Genomic DNA, 17150 nt, shown 5'->3' on the forward strand with positions numbered 1-17150 from the left:
CCCCTTTATTAAAACAACTCCCCATGCTGGTTAGGAATGTATTCGGGATAGTTTTTACGATAAAATTGATCGATCATCTGAAGCGTCGGGTCCCATTCAGGGTATGGCTCAGGGTCTCCAAACACCATTTTCGCTTCCGGGGTATTCATCAGCAAGTCGTCTAGGTGAGTGGGATTAGGCAATCCAAGTTTATTTCTTACATGGATCAAAAATATGATTTCAAATGGATAAAATCCGTATCTGAAGTCACCAAATTCACCCAACTGACCTATTTCAGAAGCTAACGCAGAATGATACAGGGACATTTTCGAAATCAGAGATTCTATTTCCTGCAAATCACCTGTGGACCATCGTTCAAGCACTTCATCATAAACGTCTAGATCATCAGGGATTGATCCGCATCGCTGTCCAGCTTCCTTAAAGCTATTTTTCACGGCTAGATGCAATTGTTTATTCGTTCCCATGATGGTTTTATTTCTATACTGCAGGTACAGCTCAAGCAAAAACCAAATATGTCTGTTCTCTTCATTGGCATCCATTAAATGTCCACCGAAGTGATGAACCATAAAATCATATAGTATATTTTCTTCTTTCTCCCATCCATACATAGCGAAATGTACCAAGGCGATGACGACTTCTCTAAATGTATATTCTAATGTCATATGAGGGTAGCGTGTTCTATAAAGATCCTGCCCCATACATTGATAAAACACGACCTTTTGCATGTTCTTTAAACCTTCCGGACTCTTTCCTCCGCTGATCAATACATCGTGTTTCCATTGTGACAAGGAGTAAGAAAAAATTGAGGACAAATTAATCAATAAAACATGATCCTTCTCTACGTCACTTTCTTCAACAATATTAATAACTTCGCTATTGCATTCATCATACTCTTCTTTAACATCTTCAAATTTAATACCAACAATAAAATTCTTGTGATATCTTTTAAACGCCATCTCAAATTTTTTAGGGTTTAGCATTACATCCTCCCTATCAATTAATCGATTTCTTTATTCCAATCTTTAATCTTTAATTCATCAACACCAAATCCGGTCTCCGTGATCTTAATATCTGTTTCCACCCTAATGAAATCAAACTCGAGACCTGGATTCTCCTTCTTTAATTTCCTTAATTTCTTTGAAAAATCTGCATATCTAGGATCATCGCTGTTAATCATATCTTGGAAGTACTTATCCCCGCCCTGTTTCTGTTTATCCGAGTAACTAAAACTAGCGGAATCAGATGCCTTCGATTCAATAATCGTTAACTTTGGCGGTGGCCCTTTCGATAGGAACGCTGCATCTATGCCGTTTCTCCCCACTTGGAATAGATCGGAAACATCTTGACCTAAATTACTGTCTCTAGCGACGATTTTTGTTACTTCTTCCCCAAAATCACCTTTATCATGAGAGAAATATTTAGAATTATCGATTTTTCTTTCATACTCCTTTGCAGCCTCCAAGTCAAAGCTATCACTAATAACATCTTTCGTGTCCAACTTGTTGGCCAATTTATTTCTTTCTCGCTTTAATCTTTTGACTTCTCTGTCATTTCCTTCTTTTATCAATCTTTCTATTTCTTCATCTAACTTTTTAATTTGTTTTGAGAAATCGTCTGGATTATTACTGCTTGGGTCACCTTTCCCCTTACCCTCAGCCTTCTGCTTTGGATCTGGTTTTTGCTCCGGCTTCGCTTCCGGTTTTGCCTTCGTATCCGCTTTATCCTTCGGCTTCGTTTCCGGCTTCGGTTGCTCTGCACCCTTGTCCTTCTTCGGCTTGTTCCCGCCGCCTCCGCCTCCGCCACCGGAGGTGATGCCCATTTGGCTGCCGGCGCCGGACTTGCGCTTAAAGCGGCCGTAGCCAATAGCCATGCCGACGGCCATGGCGTAGTCCTCGCCAATGTATTCGCCCAGGACGCCGAGCCCTGCCTGCATCGCCATATCCTGTCCGACTCCAACCGCCATGTTCTTCATCGCAGCCTTCATCGTCTGGACCGCGTCCATCTGCTTCTGGACATCCTCCAGCTTCCGCGCCGCGGTCGTTACCTTCCCGGCCGAGCTGCCCAGCTTGCCCGCGGTTGTCGCGACATCCGCCGCTTTGTCCACGGCCTTCACGGCATCGGCCGCATTATCCGCATATTTGGCCGCGGTGCTCATCGCATCCAGCGCCTTGCCGCCCTTGTTGACGAACTTCGCGCCCGTAGCTGCCCAGCCTGCGAACGGGATCGCGGCGGCTGCGGACAGGGCGGCGTTAGTGTAGTCCCCGCGCGCGGTATAGATCGCGGCATTGGCGAGGTCGGCAATCTCCCCGATCCCCGGCACCATTCCCGCCACATCCAGCACGAGCTGCACGCCGTCCAGCAGCTTGCCCCAGAAGCCCTTCTTCTCCTTCTTCGGAGGAGGCTGGGGCAGCGGCGGATCTTCCGGCTCCGGGACCGGCGGCAGATCCGGGACGTAGACCGGACCTTTGATGAGGCCCTCCAGCTTAATCTCCGTTCCTTGGATATCCGCTTTACCGTCCAGGATGACAGAGCTCTCCTTGCACAGCAGATAAATCGCTTCTTCCGCGGTGATCTCCAATTTCTTCTCCGCGCTCAGCTCGATATCCTGCTCGGCAGCGATGATGAGGGTGGTATCGCTGACGATCTGAATACCTTCACCGGCATCCAGGTTAATGAACAAACTGCCTTCCTTCGCGATCAGGGACATATGGCTTGGCCCCATCTGCATTTCCTTGCCGTGGTTCGTTCCCCACGTCTTCATGCTCGGATCCTGCGTCTTCGGTGAAGTTGCTCCTCCCTTGCGCACCGATCCCTGAGCAATTGCCTTCTCTTCCCGGAAATCGGGTATGTATAGCTGTACCGCGTCCCCCGCCTGGGGCATGCAGTAGAACCCGCTGTTTCCTTCCGCGGTATAAACCGAGGTGTACGGGAACCAGGCCGCTGCCTCTTTCTCCTGCGCCGCATCGATATCCAGATGAAGACGGACCGTATCCTGCTTCACTTCCAGAATGCGGCCCTCCAGGGAAGCCCCGACCAAGGCGGTGTTGTACAGCGGCTTCTGGCGGATGCCGTCCTCCGGCATCAACAGATATTCGAATCGGAACTGGCCTCCGTCCATCGTCGCCGTGGAACCTGTCACCACGAGCTCTTGACCTTGAAATTGTACCCGGTCCCCAAGATTCAAGACCTCATCGCTGTATGCCGCATAGCGCGTCTCCGGCGCATCGTCCAGATCGCCCAGCACGCCGCCGTCCGGCCCCCGTCGATCCCACCTTCGCGAAGCCCCATACACTCCATCTTCCAAAACAACGCCGCTGCGTCCCTCGGGCAATCCGAACCACAGCTTCGGCCCGGAGTCGGCAGCCGCTTCCGGTACCAGAACGGAGGCAAAGCGCGATGCCAGCCGCTTCAGAAATTGCCAGTCGGTCTCCCTATATTGTAAGGTAAATTGTTCCAGCCTGTCAGCATCTTCCTCCATATTGATCACATCCGAGCCCGGATAATCCCCGAGCACCTGATCCAGCAGCGCATCATAGGTCATGCTGATATCCTGAAACGACCGGCTCTTAAGTTGTACGTCCAGCAGGGAGCTTAGCGAAAGCGCCTCAAGCTCGACATAATAGATCCCGCGGACATGACGTACGGCAAGATCCGTGACCACTCCGCAAAATAGCGGAAGCACCGAACTCCCGCCACGCATAAGGTTCACTTTTACGTTGTTATCAGCATCCATAATTTCGATGCATGCCTCCTGCTGCTCCTCCGGAATTGTACCGGTAAGCCTTAAGACGGCATGTTCATTGACTCTCCGCTCAATGGTCAGCTCATGAAGTGTTTGAATGTCAAATGGAGAGACAAGCTGTACTTCACCATACCCGGATCTTTTGACAGCTGTTCCCACAGACTCTCCTCCTTTTACTCTTTCAAGGCCCTATGCCTCCTGCCCGTCGTCCTCGATCCGGATAATTCCGCAATACATGCAGGTGTTAGTGCATGTATTCAAGAGCGCCGGCTCATTCTCAATCAGCACATCGGTCTTCCCACCGATCCAAGGCATCGTAATGATGGGGGTACAAGGCGCTTTCCGAACAATGCCGTCCACGATTTGCGGCTTAACCTCCTCATCCGGATTGTTCGGATCGGGCAGCGGCGTATTCGCCGCCTGGACCGCAGGGTTCTCCATGCTTCTGCAGTTGCCGAACGGTTTGATATTTAGCATCGGGTGGTAATCCTGAATGTTCATTTGCGCTTTGTCCTTAATAAAAACGCCGTGACTGACCGGCATCGTCAGCGCAACCCGCTGCGTTCCGTAGGAACAGCTCAGCACTGCCCCCGCTACCACATAGCTCTTTTCCGGGGCAGCACTCGACACAGCCTCCGGCGCCATCATCATTCTGGTAGACATCCCGTCTTTCACTCCTTCGCTATCGAATCTCGACCGGCCGAAGCCGAACCCCCGAACATAACCGTCTCAACAGGCTTTCCGCCATGGCCAGACTGACTATAATCAAGGGCTCCCTGATACCTGTCAGGCGGAACACGTGGTAATCCCCCGTTCGTTCGCCGTCAATAATGAGCCTAGACAGCGAGCCGTCCTTATGGAACTCGCTCCGTCGATCCACGGCATCTATAGCCGGGGCCTGGATCATCCAATACAGATCCTGCCGCATGTGGGCGGGATTGCGCAGCACCGCCGGCAAGCTCAGAACGCCAGGCGCCGCCGCGTCGAATACGGGCTTGAACCGTTTGGAAATCAGCGGAACGGGGGTCTCGAGGTAGTCCGGATACTCCCCGTCCATCACCCTCAGCTGCAGAATTTCCGGCTGCGGCTGAAGGTTCGCAGGAGCGGCCGTCCCCAGCTGCCCAAGCTCCGGCGGTTCGCCGTCCCATACCGGCCGAATGCGATCCGTGTACAGCACATCGCGTTCCAAAATGAAATAGTCCATAATTCCCCATCCTCTCCGGTCAATGCTATAGCTGCCATACCGGCGGTCTAAATTGAACGTCCATCAAGTCCAGCCGGTCCGCAACCCCTGGATCGAAAACGGCTTGATGCAATACAGCGCCTGTGAAATCCGCATCCTGCACATCCGCCCCCGTAAATAATGCCCCGGACAACAATGCTCCCCGGAAGTCCGCTCCCTTCAGGCAGGCTCCGCGAAAATCCGCAGCCCTGTAGCCCGGACGCTTCCAGCTCTCGCTGCCGTATTGCCCGCGCATGCCGACGGCTGCGCGAAAGTCCGCCCCTTCCAAGTCGGCGCCGCGAAAATCCGCTTCCGCAATCAGGGCGCCGGAGAGGTTCGCCCGCCGCATCCGGCAGCCGGCAAAGACGGCTCCCGTCAGGATCCCTTCCTCCAGGGCCGCGCCGGTCAAATCGGCGGACGTCAAATCCGCATACCGAAGATCCGCCCCGCCATAGACTCCCCCGGACAAATCTAGACCGGCGAGGACCTCATAGGCGTAGATTGCCTGGCTCCCGTTATGCTCCAGCTCCGACCGGATGAGCGAAACGTCTTTCGCCCGGTCATCCCGCTTATAGACCACCTCGCTGAAATCCCGATATTCCCCGACGCGAACCTCCAGCTGTTCCGCTGACGTCAATGCCCGAAACGCAGGGGTTAACGCGGCATCCTTCATCGCAAGCCGGGCAACCGCCATCACGTAAGCATGCGCATAAACGGCTTCACGCTGCCGGTACAGCGCTATTTCCGAACGGCCGATCCGTCCCGAATAGGGACCGCTTGCTTCCAGCAAAGCCTGCTCGTAACGGTCCAGGTAGCGGAACGCCCAACCGGCGTCGTAGCAGTCTTCATACAGGGCAGACTGCATAAACCAGCCGCTCCCTGCCGCCTCGACCCGGTACAGCGGCCGCTTCGCAGCCAGCTCGGTACGGAGCAAGGAATACGTGATATAGGCTACAGGCTCATCGCCGCCAGCCCGGCGGGCCTCCTCAGCGGCAAGGCAAATCCGCTCGAATGAGCTTGCCCATGCCGCAGCATGTGCCTCTCCTCGCTGCTGATACTCCTCCTCAAGCTCGGCTTGCATCCGTTCCCTCAGCGGAGTTACCGCCACTTCCTCAAAATCCAGCAGCGCCTCTTGCTTGTTCATGTCACACATCCCCCTTCGGTTGCAATCCAGGCAGTCACAGCTCCATGAAGCCGCCCCTGCCGACTCCCGTCTATGCAATCGCCATCCCAGCAAGAACGCCAAGGCGATGCTCAGGGAGGCCCCAACGATGATGATAAGGCGGCGTTAACGAAACACGCTTGCGTTAATTCGTCTTCAGCTCTTGTCCGATAATCTCCGTGTTACCGTCCAGCTTCATGCTGCTCTCCTTGCATGTCAGGCTAAGCTCTTCCATTGCGGAGATCATCACTTTCTTCTGGGATTCCATCATAATGTCTTCCTTCGCGACAATCTGAACCTTCTGGCTGCTGGCGATCTGAATGCCGTCCGCATCGCTGAGCCGGATATAGATGTCATTGTCCTTGGCCGTAATGACGACCTCCGAAGGGGTCATCATCAGCTCTTTGCCGGAGGCGGTACGGAAAAATTTATGGTCCGGGTTGCCCAGCTTATTGCTCGAGCCCTCCGTTTTATCCTGACGAACCGAGCTTAGCGCAATCGCCTCCTCCTCCTTGTTGGAAGGGATGTAGACCCGAACGGTATCCCCTTTCTCCGGCATGACGTACCAGCCGCTGTTGCCTTCGGCCGTATAGACGGACGAATACGGAAAACGATAGGCATCCGCCGCGCTCTGTTCCTTGTCAATCTCCAAATGCACCTTCACGGTATCCTGCACAACCTCAATGATCTTCCCCTGAATCGACACTCCGGTCACCGTCTCGTTGTACAGCTTCGGGCGGCTCAGCCCCTTGCGGGTGCACAGCGTGTACTCATGCTTAAGCAGCCCGTCCTTCATCTCGGTGTATGCCCGATTCACAATGAGCATCCTGCCCTTGAACTGAACGACATCGCCGATGTTCAAGACATGATCCTTCGTCTCCACCTCGTAGTAGATGAAATCATTCTCTTCAAGCGCCGGATTGTGGTTCTGCGAGGCGTCGCGGTAAGCGGCCATTTTTTTCTTGACCGTGTAATGGAAGTTCTGCAAATTGCCCTTCACGCCGCCTTCCGGCAGGCCGAAGAACAGCTTCGGCTTATCGAAGGTCGTCGCCGGAACGAGCCCGGTATGAAAGCGCGAGGCCATCCGCTTCAGAAATGCCCAGTCCGTTTCAAAATACTGCATCGTAAACGTGCCGAGGGTCTTGCCGCCGGTCGCGTCATCCAAGATATCGATGTCGGGATAGTCGCTGGCTACCTTATTCAGCAAATCCCCGTAAATCATGGCCGTATTTTGAAAAGAACGGCTTTTCCGCTTGATATCCAGCTTATAGCTGTGGGATACGGCCTCTACCTCCAGATAATGAACGCCGCGAATCACCTTGACTTCGATGCCGAGCACGATGCCGCTGAACAGCGGCGAGCTCCCGCCGTTCTCGTGAAGCTGCAGCACCTCAACCGTCGTGTCGGCATCCGTCATTTCCACATAGCTGTGCTGCATCTCTTCGGGGATGATCCCTGTAAAGCGGAGGCTCGCATGCTCATTAATTTCCTTGGTCAGCGTGAGCTCCTGCAAGTTCACGAGCCGGTACGGAGATACCTGAAGATTGCCGTAGGCAATGACCGATCCTGTACTCATACTCTGACCCCTCCTTGGTTACTCGTCGGGAGCTGCGAATCGTTCTCATGCTCCCATTTCATCGAACGAAGCATCGCTTCCGCTACCGGCTTCCAATCGTTCATGTCCGATTCAAGACAGTTGAAGGTGCATAACAGCGCTTTGTCCTCGAGATCAGAATAAAACATCAGATTAAAGACGCTGCTTGTGAGCGTGGGAATAACGAAAGCGCAGGTTCCGGCCTTACGTCCGTCTACCGTCTCCATCCCTTCCCCCATCCAGCGCTCGATCGGCTGCGTGCTGCGCAGCATACGGGTAAGCGCCTCCTGGAAATCCTCCAGCTCCTCCTGATTCAGCGGCGTGCTAGTAAGATTGAAAGCCAGATTTACCGTATGGGTTTCATCCGTGTAAATCAGGCCAGGCCTATGCTCGGAAGGATATTTCAACCGTGCGAGCTCCTCCGGCATGATGCGGAACGTTTTCGGTAGCCGAAGCGACAGCTTGCCATCCAATACATGGACCGTCTGAAACGGGACAATCTCGTCCCCGATCCGTAAGAATGCCCGTTCCACATCTACCGGTCCCAATGCGTTCGGTCCTTCCGGAGCATCATTCGCTGTCGCACCCGCAGCCGTACCTACGGCTGCCCCTTTTACCAGCTCAGCTTCTTCCGCTGCAGCCCCTTCCGTCTGCGTCGTCCTCATCGCGGCAAACATCTTCTCATCCAAATGCTTCATTCAAGGCACCATCCCTTCAGCCATACTGAATTCACAATCAATCGCTTCCCGTTCTAATCCACCAGCATCCGCTGCGGTCCGCCCGGCCGGTAATCGCGTGCTCCGCGTCGGCCGCTTTGAATGTCGTTCAAAATCCGGTTCAAATATTTATGGATTTGCGCCAAATCATACTCGCGGTAGCCCGTCCCGAGACGAAGCCCGATATAGTGCTGGATCGCCACTTTTCCTATCGGCCGTTCGCTGCCGAGCACCTGCATGGCAAACGCAAAGTCTTGAGGCTGCCCGCCCCCAGCCTGAAGCACCGCGTCCGCATAATAGCGGAGGGCCCCTGGATAAAACGTGCTTGGGCCCGGCGACGCATATGGCGTATGAATCCGGTTCAGCGTATTGTACTCCGTCGCATAGTCGGCAAAGCTCTCATAATCATCTCGCAGCCGAGCACCCGGCTTGAGCTTGAACCTCGCAAGCTCAAGCTCGCACTCCGTCTGGAGCATCGAACCGTCCAGCACCACCTCGACCGGATGATCCGCGAAATCCTGATCGCGAAGCTCAGGGCCGAACCGGAGGCGAAGAATGCTGAGCGTGCCTGATGCGTGATACGGCAGGCTGAATTCCTCCTTCAGCATGTACAGCCTTCCGCCAAACTTGACGATCCCCGGCGTCACGCGCAGCATAGACTCCACCACCCGGATATCCGCCCCGGCAACGATGCCGGAGGACAGATCGGCATGCAGAATATCCATCATTCCGCGCGGGTAATCCCGCAACTCCTCCAACATATCCAGCCTGAGGATCCTGCCCTTGGTGAAGATCGGATAACGGTTGTGTAACAAGGCTATCTCCTCCCTGCGTACCCGCTTGGTTATTTCAATCCGTCGAAGAAATCGAGCTCTGACAAATCATTCTCGAATGCGAAAAATCTCGCTTCCCCGACAAACAGCTGCTCCTTGCGCCTGGCGACCGGCACGACATGAAAGCCCCAATGCTGGTTCTGGGCGAACACAAAAAACTTCACTTCGCCGTTGACGATGGAATCGGTCTCCTCCTGCGGGATGTGGCTGCCGTATTCCTGCTCGATCTCCTCATACAGCACCGCACGATGGCTTGCAGCCTCGTTCGTATATACATACTTGTGCCGAAGCTTTCCCGCACTGTCCTTCAGGAACAGCTCCACTTCGCCCACATCGGCCGGGCGCGAGATAAACCCGTGAATCTGATCCAGCCGCTGGTGGCAGACGACCAGCTCCCGCTCCTGGCGGTTGTGCGTGAAGGCTGTTACGGAATACGGCACGACCGGCGCGTGATGGACAATATTCGCTTCAATGCTGCCGGCCTTATGGGCGCTGATATACCGCAGGGCACCGCGTAGGCACGCCAGCTTCAAATCCGGCACCTGTCCCGTATCGGCCGCCTTCTGCTTGAATTCGATGCTCCGTCCGGGCACGAATTCCTTCAAAGCTTCGCGGAACACATCGATCCGGCACGATTGCCCCGTCAGCTTGATGATCGAATAATCCTGCAAGGTGCCGCTGCGGTAGAACTCATCGAGAAACTTGCGCACGATCTCATAAATGTCCGCTTTGATCAGATGATTGATCTCTTTGATGTTAAAGACGACGTCCGGATATTGGTACACTTCCTTGAATTGGCCGTTCTCCATGACGGACAGATACCACCGGTCGACAGCCGTTATATTCAAATCGTTCTCACGGCCGATCTCCTCGTCGCTCTGAAATCGGTTGCGGAGAACCCCTGTTTTATGAAAAAACTCCTTCTTCATGCTCTCCGCCATTTCCCAGAGAAAATAGAAGTTGTTCCTTACCCGCATGTACTCCTCGCGTGTCCGGTTCTCGTACAGCTTGAAACGGGTCGGAATGATCTCCTCCGCCTCGCGGTAAGCCGCTTCGAAGGACGCGTACACCGATTGGACGCCGTATTCGTCCACGTAACGGAAGATATCGTTGCCCGGAATATCGATCAGCCGGTCGATATCGGCCAGGCCTCTGCCGCCCCGGTAGTACGAGGCGAACACGATCTTCATGAACTGAAGAATGCGGAACGTAATATTGTTGCCGCCGAAATTCGTATCCCCGTTCTCATAGGCGGTATGAATATCGATTTTGTACGAGATATGCCCGTCCTCGATCCGGAATTCGCAGGAGGACAGATCCGTGGTCCCGCCCCCGCAATCGATGACAAGCGCTTTGTAGGCCGCTCCGTCCATGAAGGTGTTCTTCTCGATCTGATCGGCAATCGTATTGAACAGAACCGCCATGCCCTCATCCAGCTGCCGGCTGCCCTCGATCGTGTATTCCGGCAAGATGTCCCGGAACATCTGCATAAACTGCGCTTTCAGCTTGACCGGACTGGAGATATGCAGCGTCTTGAACCGGCATTTAAATTGGTGCTCCGCCGTTGCGATGACATGCAGCAGGTAGGAGCGAATCAGCTCGCTCCGTGCGACTACGGCCATATTCCCGCTGGCATCCGTCACTTCCTCCATGCGCCGGTAATCGTTCACCCACCGCTTCAAGCCGTGCATGACGGTGGCATGGGAGCTGTATCCGCTGCTGCGCATCGTCTTTAACGCATCGAAGCCGTACTCGTAGACGATGCTTGACGGATCGGAGCAATCCTTCACGGCGATCACCGTCGGCAGCAGCTCGATCCATTCCTCCGTCTTCTTCGTCCGGTCCGCGAACGACACGTAATTGATCGCATCCAGCCGGATCCGCTCCTGCAGCACGTCCGCCTCGCTCCGGTTTCCGACGTAGCTGCTGTCCAAATATGCACCGGCCGTCGTATTCGTCGTTCCGAAGTCGATCGCCAATACGGCGGACGTCGTCTCCAGCTCCCGAATCTCCAGCTCCGCTACCGGGATGCGGTAATAATACAGATGCGTCGGAGGCAGCTGCTCCTCCTCGTAGTAAGTCTTATGTAGATAGTCCGAATCCTGCTGACGAAAAAACAGCAGGCTGTAGTTCCGGTTCGGGGTCCGCCGGATTTCCGCTTCCTGATCGGCGGCGAGGAAGAAGCTTCCCGGCTCGTCGCCGTCCTTGATCAGATTCAAAATGCCGCACAGCTCGTTCTGTTCATTGACGAGCAGTACGTTCGATTCCGTCAAGGCTCCCCCGGCAGTCACGCGGTAGCCGTCCTTGCGGTCGACCCTCATTCCCGGATAGAGAATCATCCTGACCGGCGCTTGAATGCCGCCTTCGCCGGATAACGGCTGGTTCAAATATTTGTGCAGCGCTTCTTCAACCCGTTCAAACCCGCCGTTCTTATAACTGCGAATGAGCCTTCTGCCCTCGGCTCCCCGAAATTTGAGGATGAGCGAGATCAGCTTGTCGCGGTCGAGCGTATTCACGAAGCCCTCCACCAGCTTCTCCCTGTAGCAAATGTCCCGCAGCTGGAATGTGGTCATTTCGGCCAGCTCGCTTGCGGTATACTTGGCGTCATACTCCGCTTTGCGGCCATCTTTTCCCGTATACAGCCTGTAGGAATACATCGTCATCGTCCTTCCCCCTCTTCTCCAGCAGTTAATATAATGCCGTGCTTCCGATCGCCATCGTGTCCCCAATTCCGATAATGCCAAAATGCCGTTCCCAATAAAGCTCCAGATGAAACCGCAGCGGAAGGAATAAATCCCGGATCAGATCAGCCCTGCATCTGCCTTCCGGGGTCTCGGAAACTCCAAGGACGGCAATGATCTCATCCTGCGTCTCGCAGTTGGAATAGACGATACAGGAAGGAAAGGCCATCCGCAGCGTGTCCTTATACCAATGCAGCGCTTCGCCGGTTTCATGAAGCTGCAGCACATTCCGGGCAATCCATTCCTGCTCCTCCCTCCCGAACAGCTGAATATGCTCCTGGATCCGCTTGCCGAAGCGGCCTTCCCTGATGTCCCGCAGAACAAATTGGATATAGAACTCGCGCCGGTTCATTCCCTGCATTCGGTCGATATCCGCCAGGAAATGCACGACGATATCAAAGAGCGCTTCTCTCAGCTCGGTATCCGCATCCAGATTCATATCCGCCAGTCCGCCGAGAATATCGTCGAACCTATATAACGGATTCATTTCCACCCGCTGTTCGATGGAAGCGTTCAGCTCATACGGACTGAGCTCCATATACGGCGAGAATATCCGCGCCGCCTCGAATACCACATCCCGCTTCTCCCAGCCTGAACGCTCCGCTTCGATCATGAAATCCCATATGTAGTTCACGCCCATTCTCCTTCGCATACATATTCGGGAAAATACAGCTGCACCTCCGATACCAAGAAGCTCATCCAATCGTCGATCAAGAAGCTCGCAGGCTCGGCCCCCGCATACCGGAACATGAGCCGCAGCCTGGCACGTCCGGCCTTGGTCCGGACCCGATCGTCGATAAACGGATTCATGTCATAGGTAACGGCGTGCCCCTCCGAAGCATCGGCAACCCGGATATCCACCAGCTGCAGGCGGTAGTCCTCGAGAAGGCTTATGATCCGCAGGATCTCTCCTTTCGTCCGGACTACCGGGGAATGCTGCCGAATATAGGCATCCGTAAAGCCGCCATCCCGCCGGTTAGATACCAATTCATAGGATGCAGCCGGCCGATCATCGAGAGAAGACGGACGAACGACCTTCAACAACCGCCACACACCAGCCTTCTCCTTCGGAGACACTACGGTCAATTCATAAGCGCCATGCTTGATGTATCGAATGTACTCCGGCGCGGCATCCACCAGATAACCGTGCTGGGTGCCCGATTTGCGAATAGAAAACACATGCTCGTAGTTCACCTTATCCCATGCGGGGGAAGGAAATCCGATGGTCTTCAGATATAACGGCTCAATATTCCAGAGCGGAACCATATCGCTGCGCTTATAGGCTTCGAATTCCTCCAGATGGACGACGATCTCAACCAGATCTTCCTCCGGCGACAGCGGATAACCGCCGCTGCTTCCGACGAGAACAACATCGAAAAATTTCGCCGCGTAAGGGTGATTCACGGTCCTCCAAGGGAGGTGATTGCTTCGGAACAGGTGGTACAGCTTCTCGACTTCGTCTACGTATATGCGGTTTGGCCGAAGCTGAACCTGAACTTCGTACGAAGCGAGCGTCGTTTGAATCTCCCCCTGAAACGTTCGATGCTTGGTCCACAGCGGGCGCAGCAGCTCATGGCGGCATTCCAGGAACAGGGTCGTCAATGTCACCTCCCGGCCATGACTAATGCCGTCAGCGATGGTATGCATATCAATCGATTTCTTATGGACATCCTCCGGTATCATCGGAAACAGATAGGGGTGAACCGGGTCCAGCTCGTCCCTTGGACAGACCGTTACATAGACGTCATATTTATCCTCTTCCTGCTCGACTTCATCGAATATGCGCTGCTCCAGCCTTCGGTTCATCTGCTCCTGATAATCGACCAGGTTCATGAACACGCCGCTGACGATTTGTTTCAGCAGCCGCCGCTGCTCCAAATCCTCCATCCGGCTCAGCCGGTCGGACACGACCTCTCTCATGCTGCTCAACGTCCTTCATCCTCCCCGTCCTCCGCTTGCCCTGACGCTCCGTCCGCAGATAGAGCATCGGCCTCCCCTTCATCCTGAGCCTGCGTTTCTTCCGGCTGAACCGGATCGGGCGGGGTGATCATCATCTGCCCGCCGGCGTTTGGCGCGGCATATCCTCCCGGTACTACCCCATACTGACCGTCGGCCATGATGCCGGGCTGCTGTACGGGCAGACCGGCAGGGGCTTGCGGAATCGGATTCAGCTTCTCCTCGGCCTTGGTGATCTTCCGCTCAAGGCCAAGCACCTTTTCCAGCATATCGATCTCTTGGTATATGGCCTGCGCCATGATATAGGTATCGATCGCCGCTTCATAATTTTCCTTGGCCAGGCTGCGGTCGGCCTTGGCCTCCAGCTTCTCGCCCTGCAGCTTCTTCTGCTCCCTGGCAATGCTCGCAAGCTTGAGATCCGCCTCGTCCAGCGTCGCCTTGATATCCTTCTCGACCGTGTCCAGGGAATGCTCGATAGCGGACAGACGCGCCCGGTCCAGCACCAGCTTGGCGCCGGCATAGTCGCCGCCCTGCATCTTCAGCTCTCCTTCCTTCACCAGCTCCATCACCTTCTGCACGTTGCCTGCGTCCTCTTCCTTCTTGGCAAGGATTTGCGGGTCGAATACCGATATGCCTTGCGCTTCTTTCTTGGCCTTGCCGTAGTGGGTCAGCGCCTTCTCGTAATCGCCTTCCTTCAGCACCTTGTCGCCCTCGAGTATAAGCTGGGAGACGCGCAGCTTCCGGCCGAGAAGCGCGGTATGTACCTTGTTCTTCACTTTAATCGCGTCATTGCGGCCTTCGCTGTATTCCTTGACAGCCTCCGCGTAATTCTCATCCTCTATGTATTGATCGCCGTTCTGTTCGTGCTGCACAATTCCCGCAGCCGCTTCGGCCTTCTTGGCCGCTTCCCGCACCTTGTACACGTAAGTCCCGCCACCGACAAGAATCAGGGGAATGAGAACGGCCAATGCGAGCTTGATGTATTTCTTTCGCCGATTCGGGTCTTCCTGATAGGTTTTGTTGGCATATACCGCTGCCATCGAATAGTTCGGGATGACCGGACGCTGCTTGCTGAGCAGGACATCCTCGAGCGTATCGAGCAGCGCGGCGGGCTTCTCGGCACCTTCGACAGCCGCCTGCATCTCGCCCCTGCTTACGCCCTCCCATGCGCCGGACGTGCACAGCAGCAGTACGTCGCCGTCGCTGAGCTTTCTTTTTCGGGACACATACGGCTTGAATCCCCGGGGTATCCCCAAGTAATTCAGCAAATTATGCCGCTCCTCATGACGGTCGACCGCTTCTTCGCTAAGGCGGCCCCGATCGGCCAGCACCTGCGCCACGCTCTGGTCCTTGCTCTTATGCTTCAATCGTCCGTGGCGATAATGGTACAGCCGGCTGTTGCCCGAGACAGCGTAGACCATTTTGGAGTAATTGGTGACAACCATCACCAGGCTGGCTTTAAGTCTGACGCGCCGGCTCTCGAATTTTAGAATATCGCTGGCTTCCTTCAGATAGCGTTTCAGCCGGAACCGGGACAGTGTAGGTTTTTCCTGAAAATTCTCCATCAGCACCTTGACCGCGGTCTCTGCGCTCTCGACCTCGTCGTCCGTATCGAGCCCGTCAGCCATTACCCAACAGGCCATGTCGTCCAGCTCCATATAGGCGAAGTAATCTTTATTCGTTAAGGAAGTCCCCCCTTCGGAGAGAAACTCCGTCAGGAACTCACTGTTTTCCCTTCTCATCCGTACCTCCGCTTTTCGTATCGATCCATGATCATAAGCAGCATCGCTAAAAACTAGCGCATCTGTTCCAAAATGACCACCGTTGCGTTATCCTGATCGCTGTAGCCCTTATCCTCGACAGCTTGAATAATCTCTTCCGCTGCTTCATTCGGGCTGATTCGCTTCGTCAAGATCTCTTCCAGCTCCAGCTCCGTCAGCGCATTATAGACGCCGTCGCTTAACAGCAGCACCTTATCCCCCTTCCGGAGGGTAAACGGCTCCGGGCTGATATCCAAATTCTTGAAGCCATCAAATCCCAAATAATTGACGAGCCGCTTGCGCATCGGGTGGCTTGCAATCGCCTCCCTGGTTATCTCGCCGGCGAGATATCGTGCCTCCAGCTCGTATTCGAGGATATGCTTGCTGTTCATCGGGATAAACTGCCCGTTCCGGAACACGCTGATCGTGCTGTCGCCGACTGCGCCCCAATAGAGCTTGGAATGCTGCACAACGGCTGCTACCAGCGTCGTCCCGCCACGTCCACCGCGGAGACGGTGCAGAATCTCCCGGTTGCTGATTCGCGCGGCCCGCGTAAAGTAGGAAGGCAGATCGCTTCCGTTCTCAAGCTGGATGAATTCCCGAATGAACGCAGATACCGCCACCGTACTGGCCATGCGGCCGTGTGCCAGACCGCTGATGCCGTCCGCCAGAACGGCCAGCGTCCCGCAGTCGGTAGATACGCTGGAGAAGTAGTCGTCCTGTTCGGGCCTTCTGCCGATGGTCTGTCCGTTTCCGATCATCACGGCGGGCCTGTCTTCCCGCCGGAGCATGCGCTGCCGGCATATCACCAACAGGATCAGCGCCGCCGCAAACAACAGTGTGACAACATAGGGTACGTACTCTTCGCCGCGCATGAATGACCGCCCTTAGCCCGCCGTATTTTCCCACTCGAAGTGGCGGCCGCACAGCGGGATGAAGATGAATTTGCTTCGTCCGAGCTGGACGACATCATATGGCGTGAGCTCCACCGGGGAATACACAGCTTCATTGTTGTGATAAGCCAGGCCTGAGGCATCGCCCGGCAGCAGATAAAAATTCCGCTTCTTCGGGTCGTATACGATCACGGCATGATTTCTCCTGGAGATCGTATTGTCCCCGATGATCCGTACATGCATATCCTCGGCCCGGCCGATGAAGTTCTTCTCGGCCATGATCCGGTAATCCTGACCGATCTGCGGTCCCTCAATGCATACGAGCCATCCCGTAACCGGGCTGACCCCCTCCGTCTCGCCCAGGTAAGGCATCGTTTTGTCATCGTCCCCTGCTGCCGCCAGGCGAACCTCGCTCTTTACAGGATGGTCTACGGATATATGGCAATATGGACAGGTGGTTCCGTGCTTGCGCGTGCTGAACATATGTCCATTGGAGCATCTCGTCAAACTCATAACATTCGTTCCCTCCGA

General features: G+C 54.8%; 14 protein-coding genes. All 14 read right to left on the minus strand.

The features are described from left to right. Window positions 1-8: 8 nt before the first annotated feature. Entirely contained in the window at window positions 9-980 is a 972-nt protein-coding gene (locus NST44_RS01765; protein ID WP_340897514.1) for a hypothetical protein, read from the minus strand. Between the two features lie 17 nt (window positions 981-997). Beyond that, on the minus strand, window positions 998-3901 hold the full coding sequence (locus NST44_RS01770; RefSeq protein WP_340897515.1) for a contractile injection system protein, VgrG/Pvc8 family: 2904 nt from the start codon (window positions 3899-3901) through the stop codon (window positions 998-1000). Between the two features lie 30 nt (window positions 3902-3931). After that, entirely contained in the window at window positions 3932-4405 is a 474-nt protein-coding gene (locus NST44_RS01775; protein ID WP_340897516.1) for a DUF4280 domain-containing protein, read from the minus strand. Between the two features lie 19 nt (window positions 4406-4424). Continuing rightward, entirely contained in the window at window positions 4425-4946 is a 522-nt protein-coding gene (locus NST44_RS01780) for an imm11 family protein (protein ID WP_340897518.1), read from the minus strand. A 25-nt stretch (window positions 4947-4971) separates the two neighbouring features. Beyond that, window positions 4972-6108 (minus strand): pentapeptide repeat-containing protein, encoded by a 1137-nt coding sequence (locus NST44_RS01785; RefSeq protein ID WP_340897519.1) that lies wholly within the window; start codon window positions 6106-6108, stop codon window positions 4972-4974. Between the two features lie 163 nt (window positions 6109-6271). Next, the gene (locus tag NST44_RS01790; RefSeq protein ID WP_340897521.1) at window positions 6272-7702 is read right to left on the minus strand and encodes a hypothetical protein; all 1431 of its coding nucleotides are present in this window, start codon (window positions 7700-7702) and stop codon (window positions 6272-6274) included. After that, complete coding sequence (locus NST44_RS01795) at window positions 7699-8418, minus strand: hypothetical protein (protein ID WP_340897523.1); 720 nt, start codon at window positions 8416-8418, stop codon at window positions 7699-7701. The genes NST44_RS01790 and NST44_RS01795 overlap by 4 nt, the downstream gene beginning before the upstream one ends. Before the next feature lie 53 nt (window positions 8419-8471). Then, entirely contained in the window at window positions 8472-9251 is a 780-nt protein-coding gene (locus NST44_RS01800) for a DNA and RNA helicase (protein WP_340897525.1), read from the minus strand. A 29-nt stretch (window positions 9252-9280) separates the two neighbouring features. Beyond that, window positions 9281-11932, minus strand: a complete 2652-nt coding sequence (locus tag NST44_RS01805; RefSeq protein ID WP_340897527.1) for a molecular chaperone — start codon at window positions 11930-11932, stop codon at window positions 9281-9283. A 25-nt stretch (window positions 11933-11957) separates the two neighbouring features. Then, window positions 11958-12650: an iron-dependent peroxidase gene (locus NST44_RS01810; protein ID WP_340897529.1), complete on the minus strand. Its 693-nt coding sequence runs from the start codon at window positions 12648-12650 to the stop codon at window positions 11958-11960. After that, the gene (locus NST44_RS01815; protein ID WP_340901405.1) at window positions 12641-13930 is read right to left on the minus strand and encodes a normocyte-binding protein; all 1290 of its coding nucleotides are present in this window, start codon (window positions 13928-13930) and stop codon (window positions 12641-12643) included. The genes NST44_RS01810 and NST44_RS01815 overlap by 10 nt, the downstream gene beginning before the upstream one ends. A gap of 5 nt (window positions 13931-13935) precedes the next feature. Next, window positions 13936-15708 (minus strand): PP2C family protein-serine/threonine phosphatase, encoded by a 1773-nt coding sequence (locus NST44_RS01820; RefSeq protein WP_340897531.1) that lies wholly within the window; start codon window positions 15706-15708, stop codon window positions 13936-13938. 53 nt (window positions 15709-15761) lie between these two features. Further along, window positions 15762-16601, minus strand: a complete 840-nt coding sequence (locus NST44_RS01825; RefSeq protein ID WP_340897533.1) for a PP2C family protein-serine/threonine phosphatase — start codon at window positions 16599-16601, stop codon at window positions 15762-15764. Between the two features lie 12 nt (window positions 16602-16613). Then, window positions 16614-17132: an FHA domain-containing protein gene (locus NST44_RS01830; protein WP_340897535.1), complete on the minus strand. Its 519-nt coding sequence runs from the start codon at window positions 17130-17132 to the stop codon at window positions 16614-16616. Window positions 17133-17150 lie beyond the last annotated feature (18 nt).

This window comes from Paenibacillus sp. FSL W8-0919 (assembly GCF_038003785.1).
GTDB lineage: Bacteria > Bacillota > Bacilli > Paenibacillales > Paenibacillaceae > Paenibacillus_AQ > Paenibacillus_AQ lactis.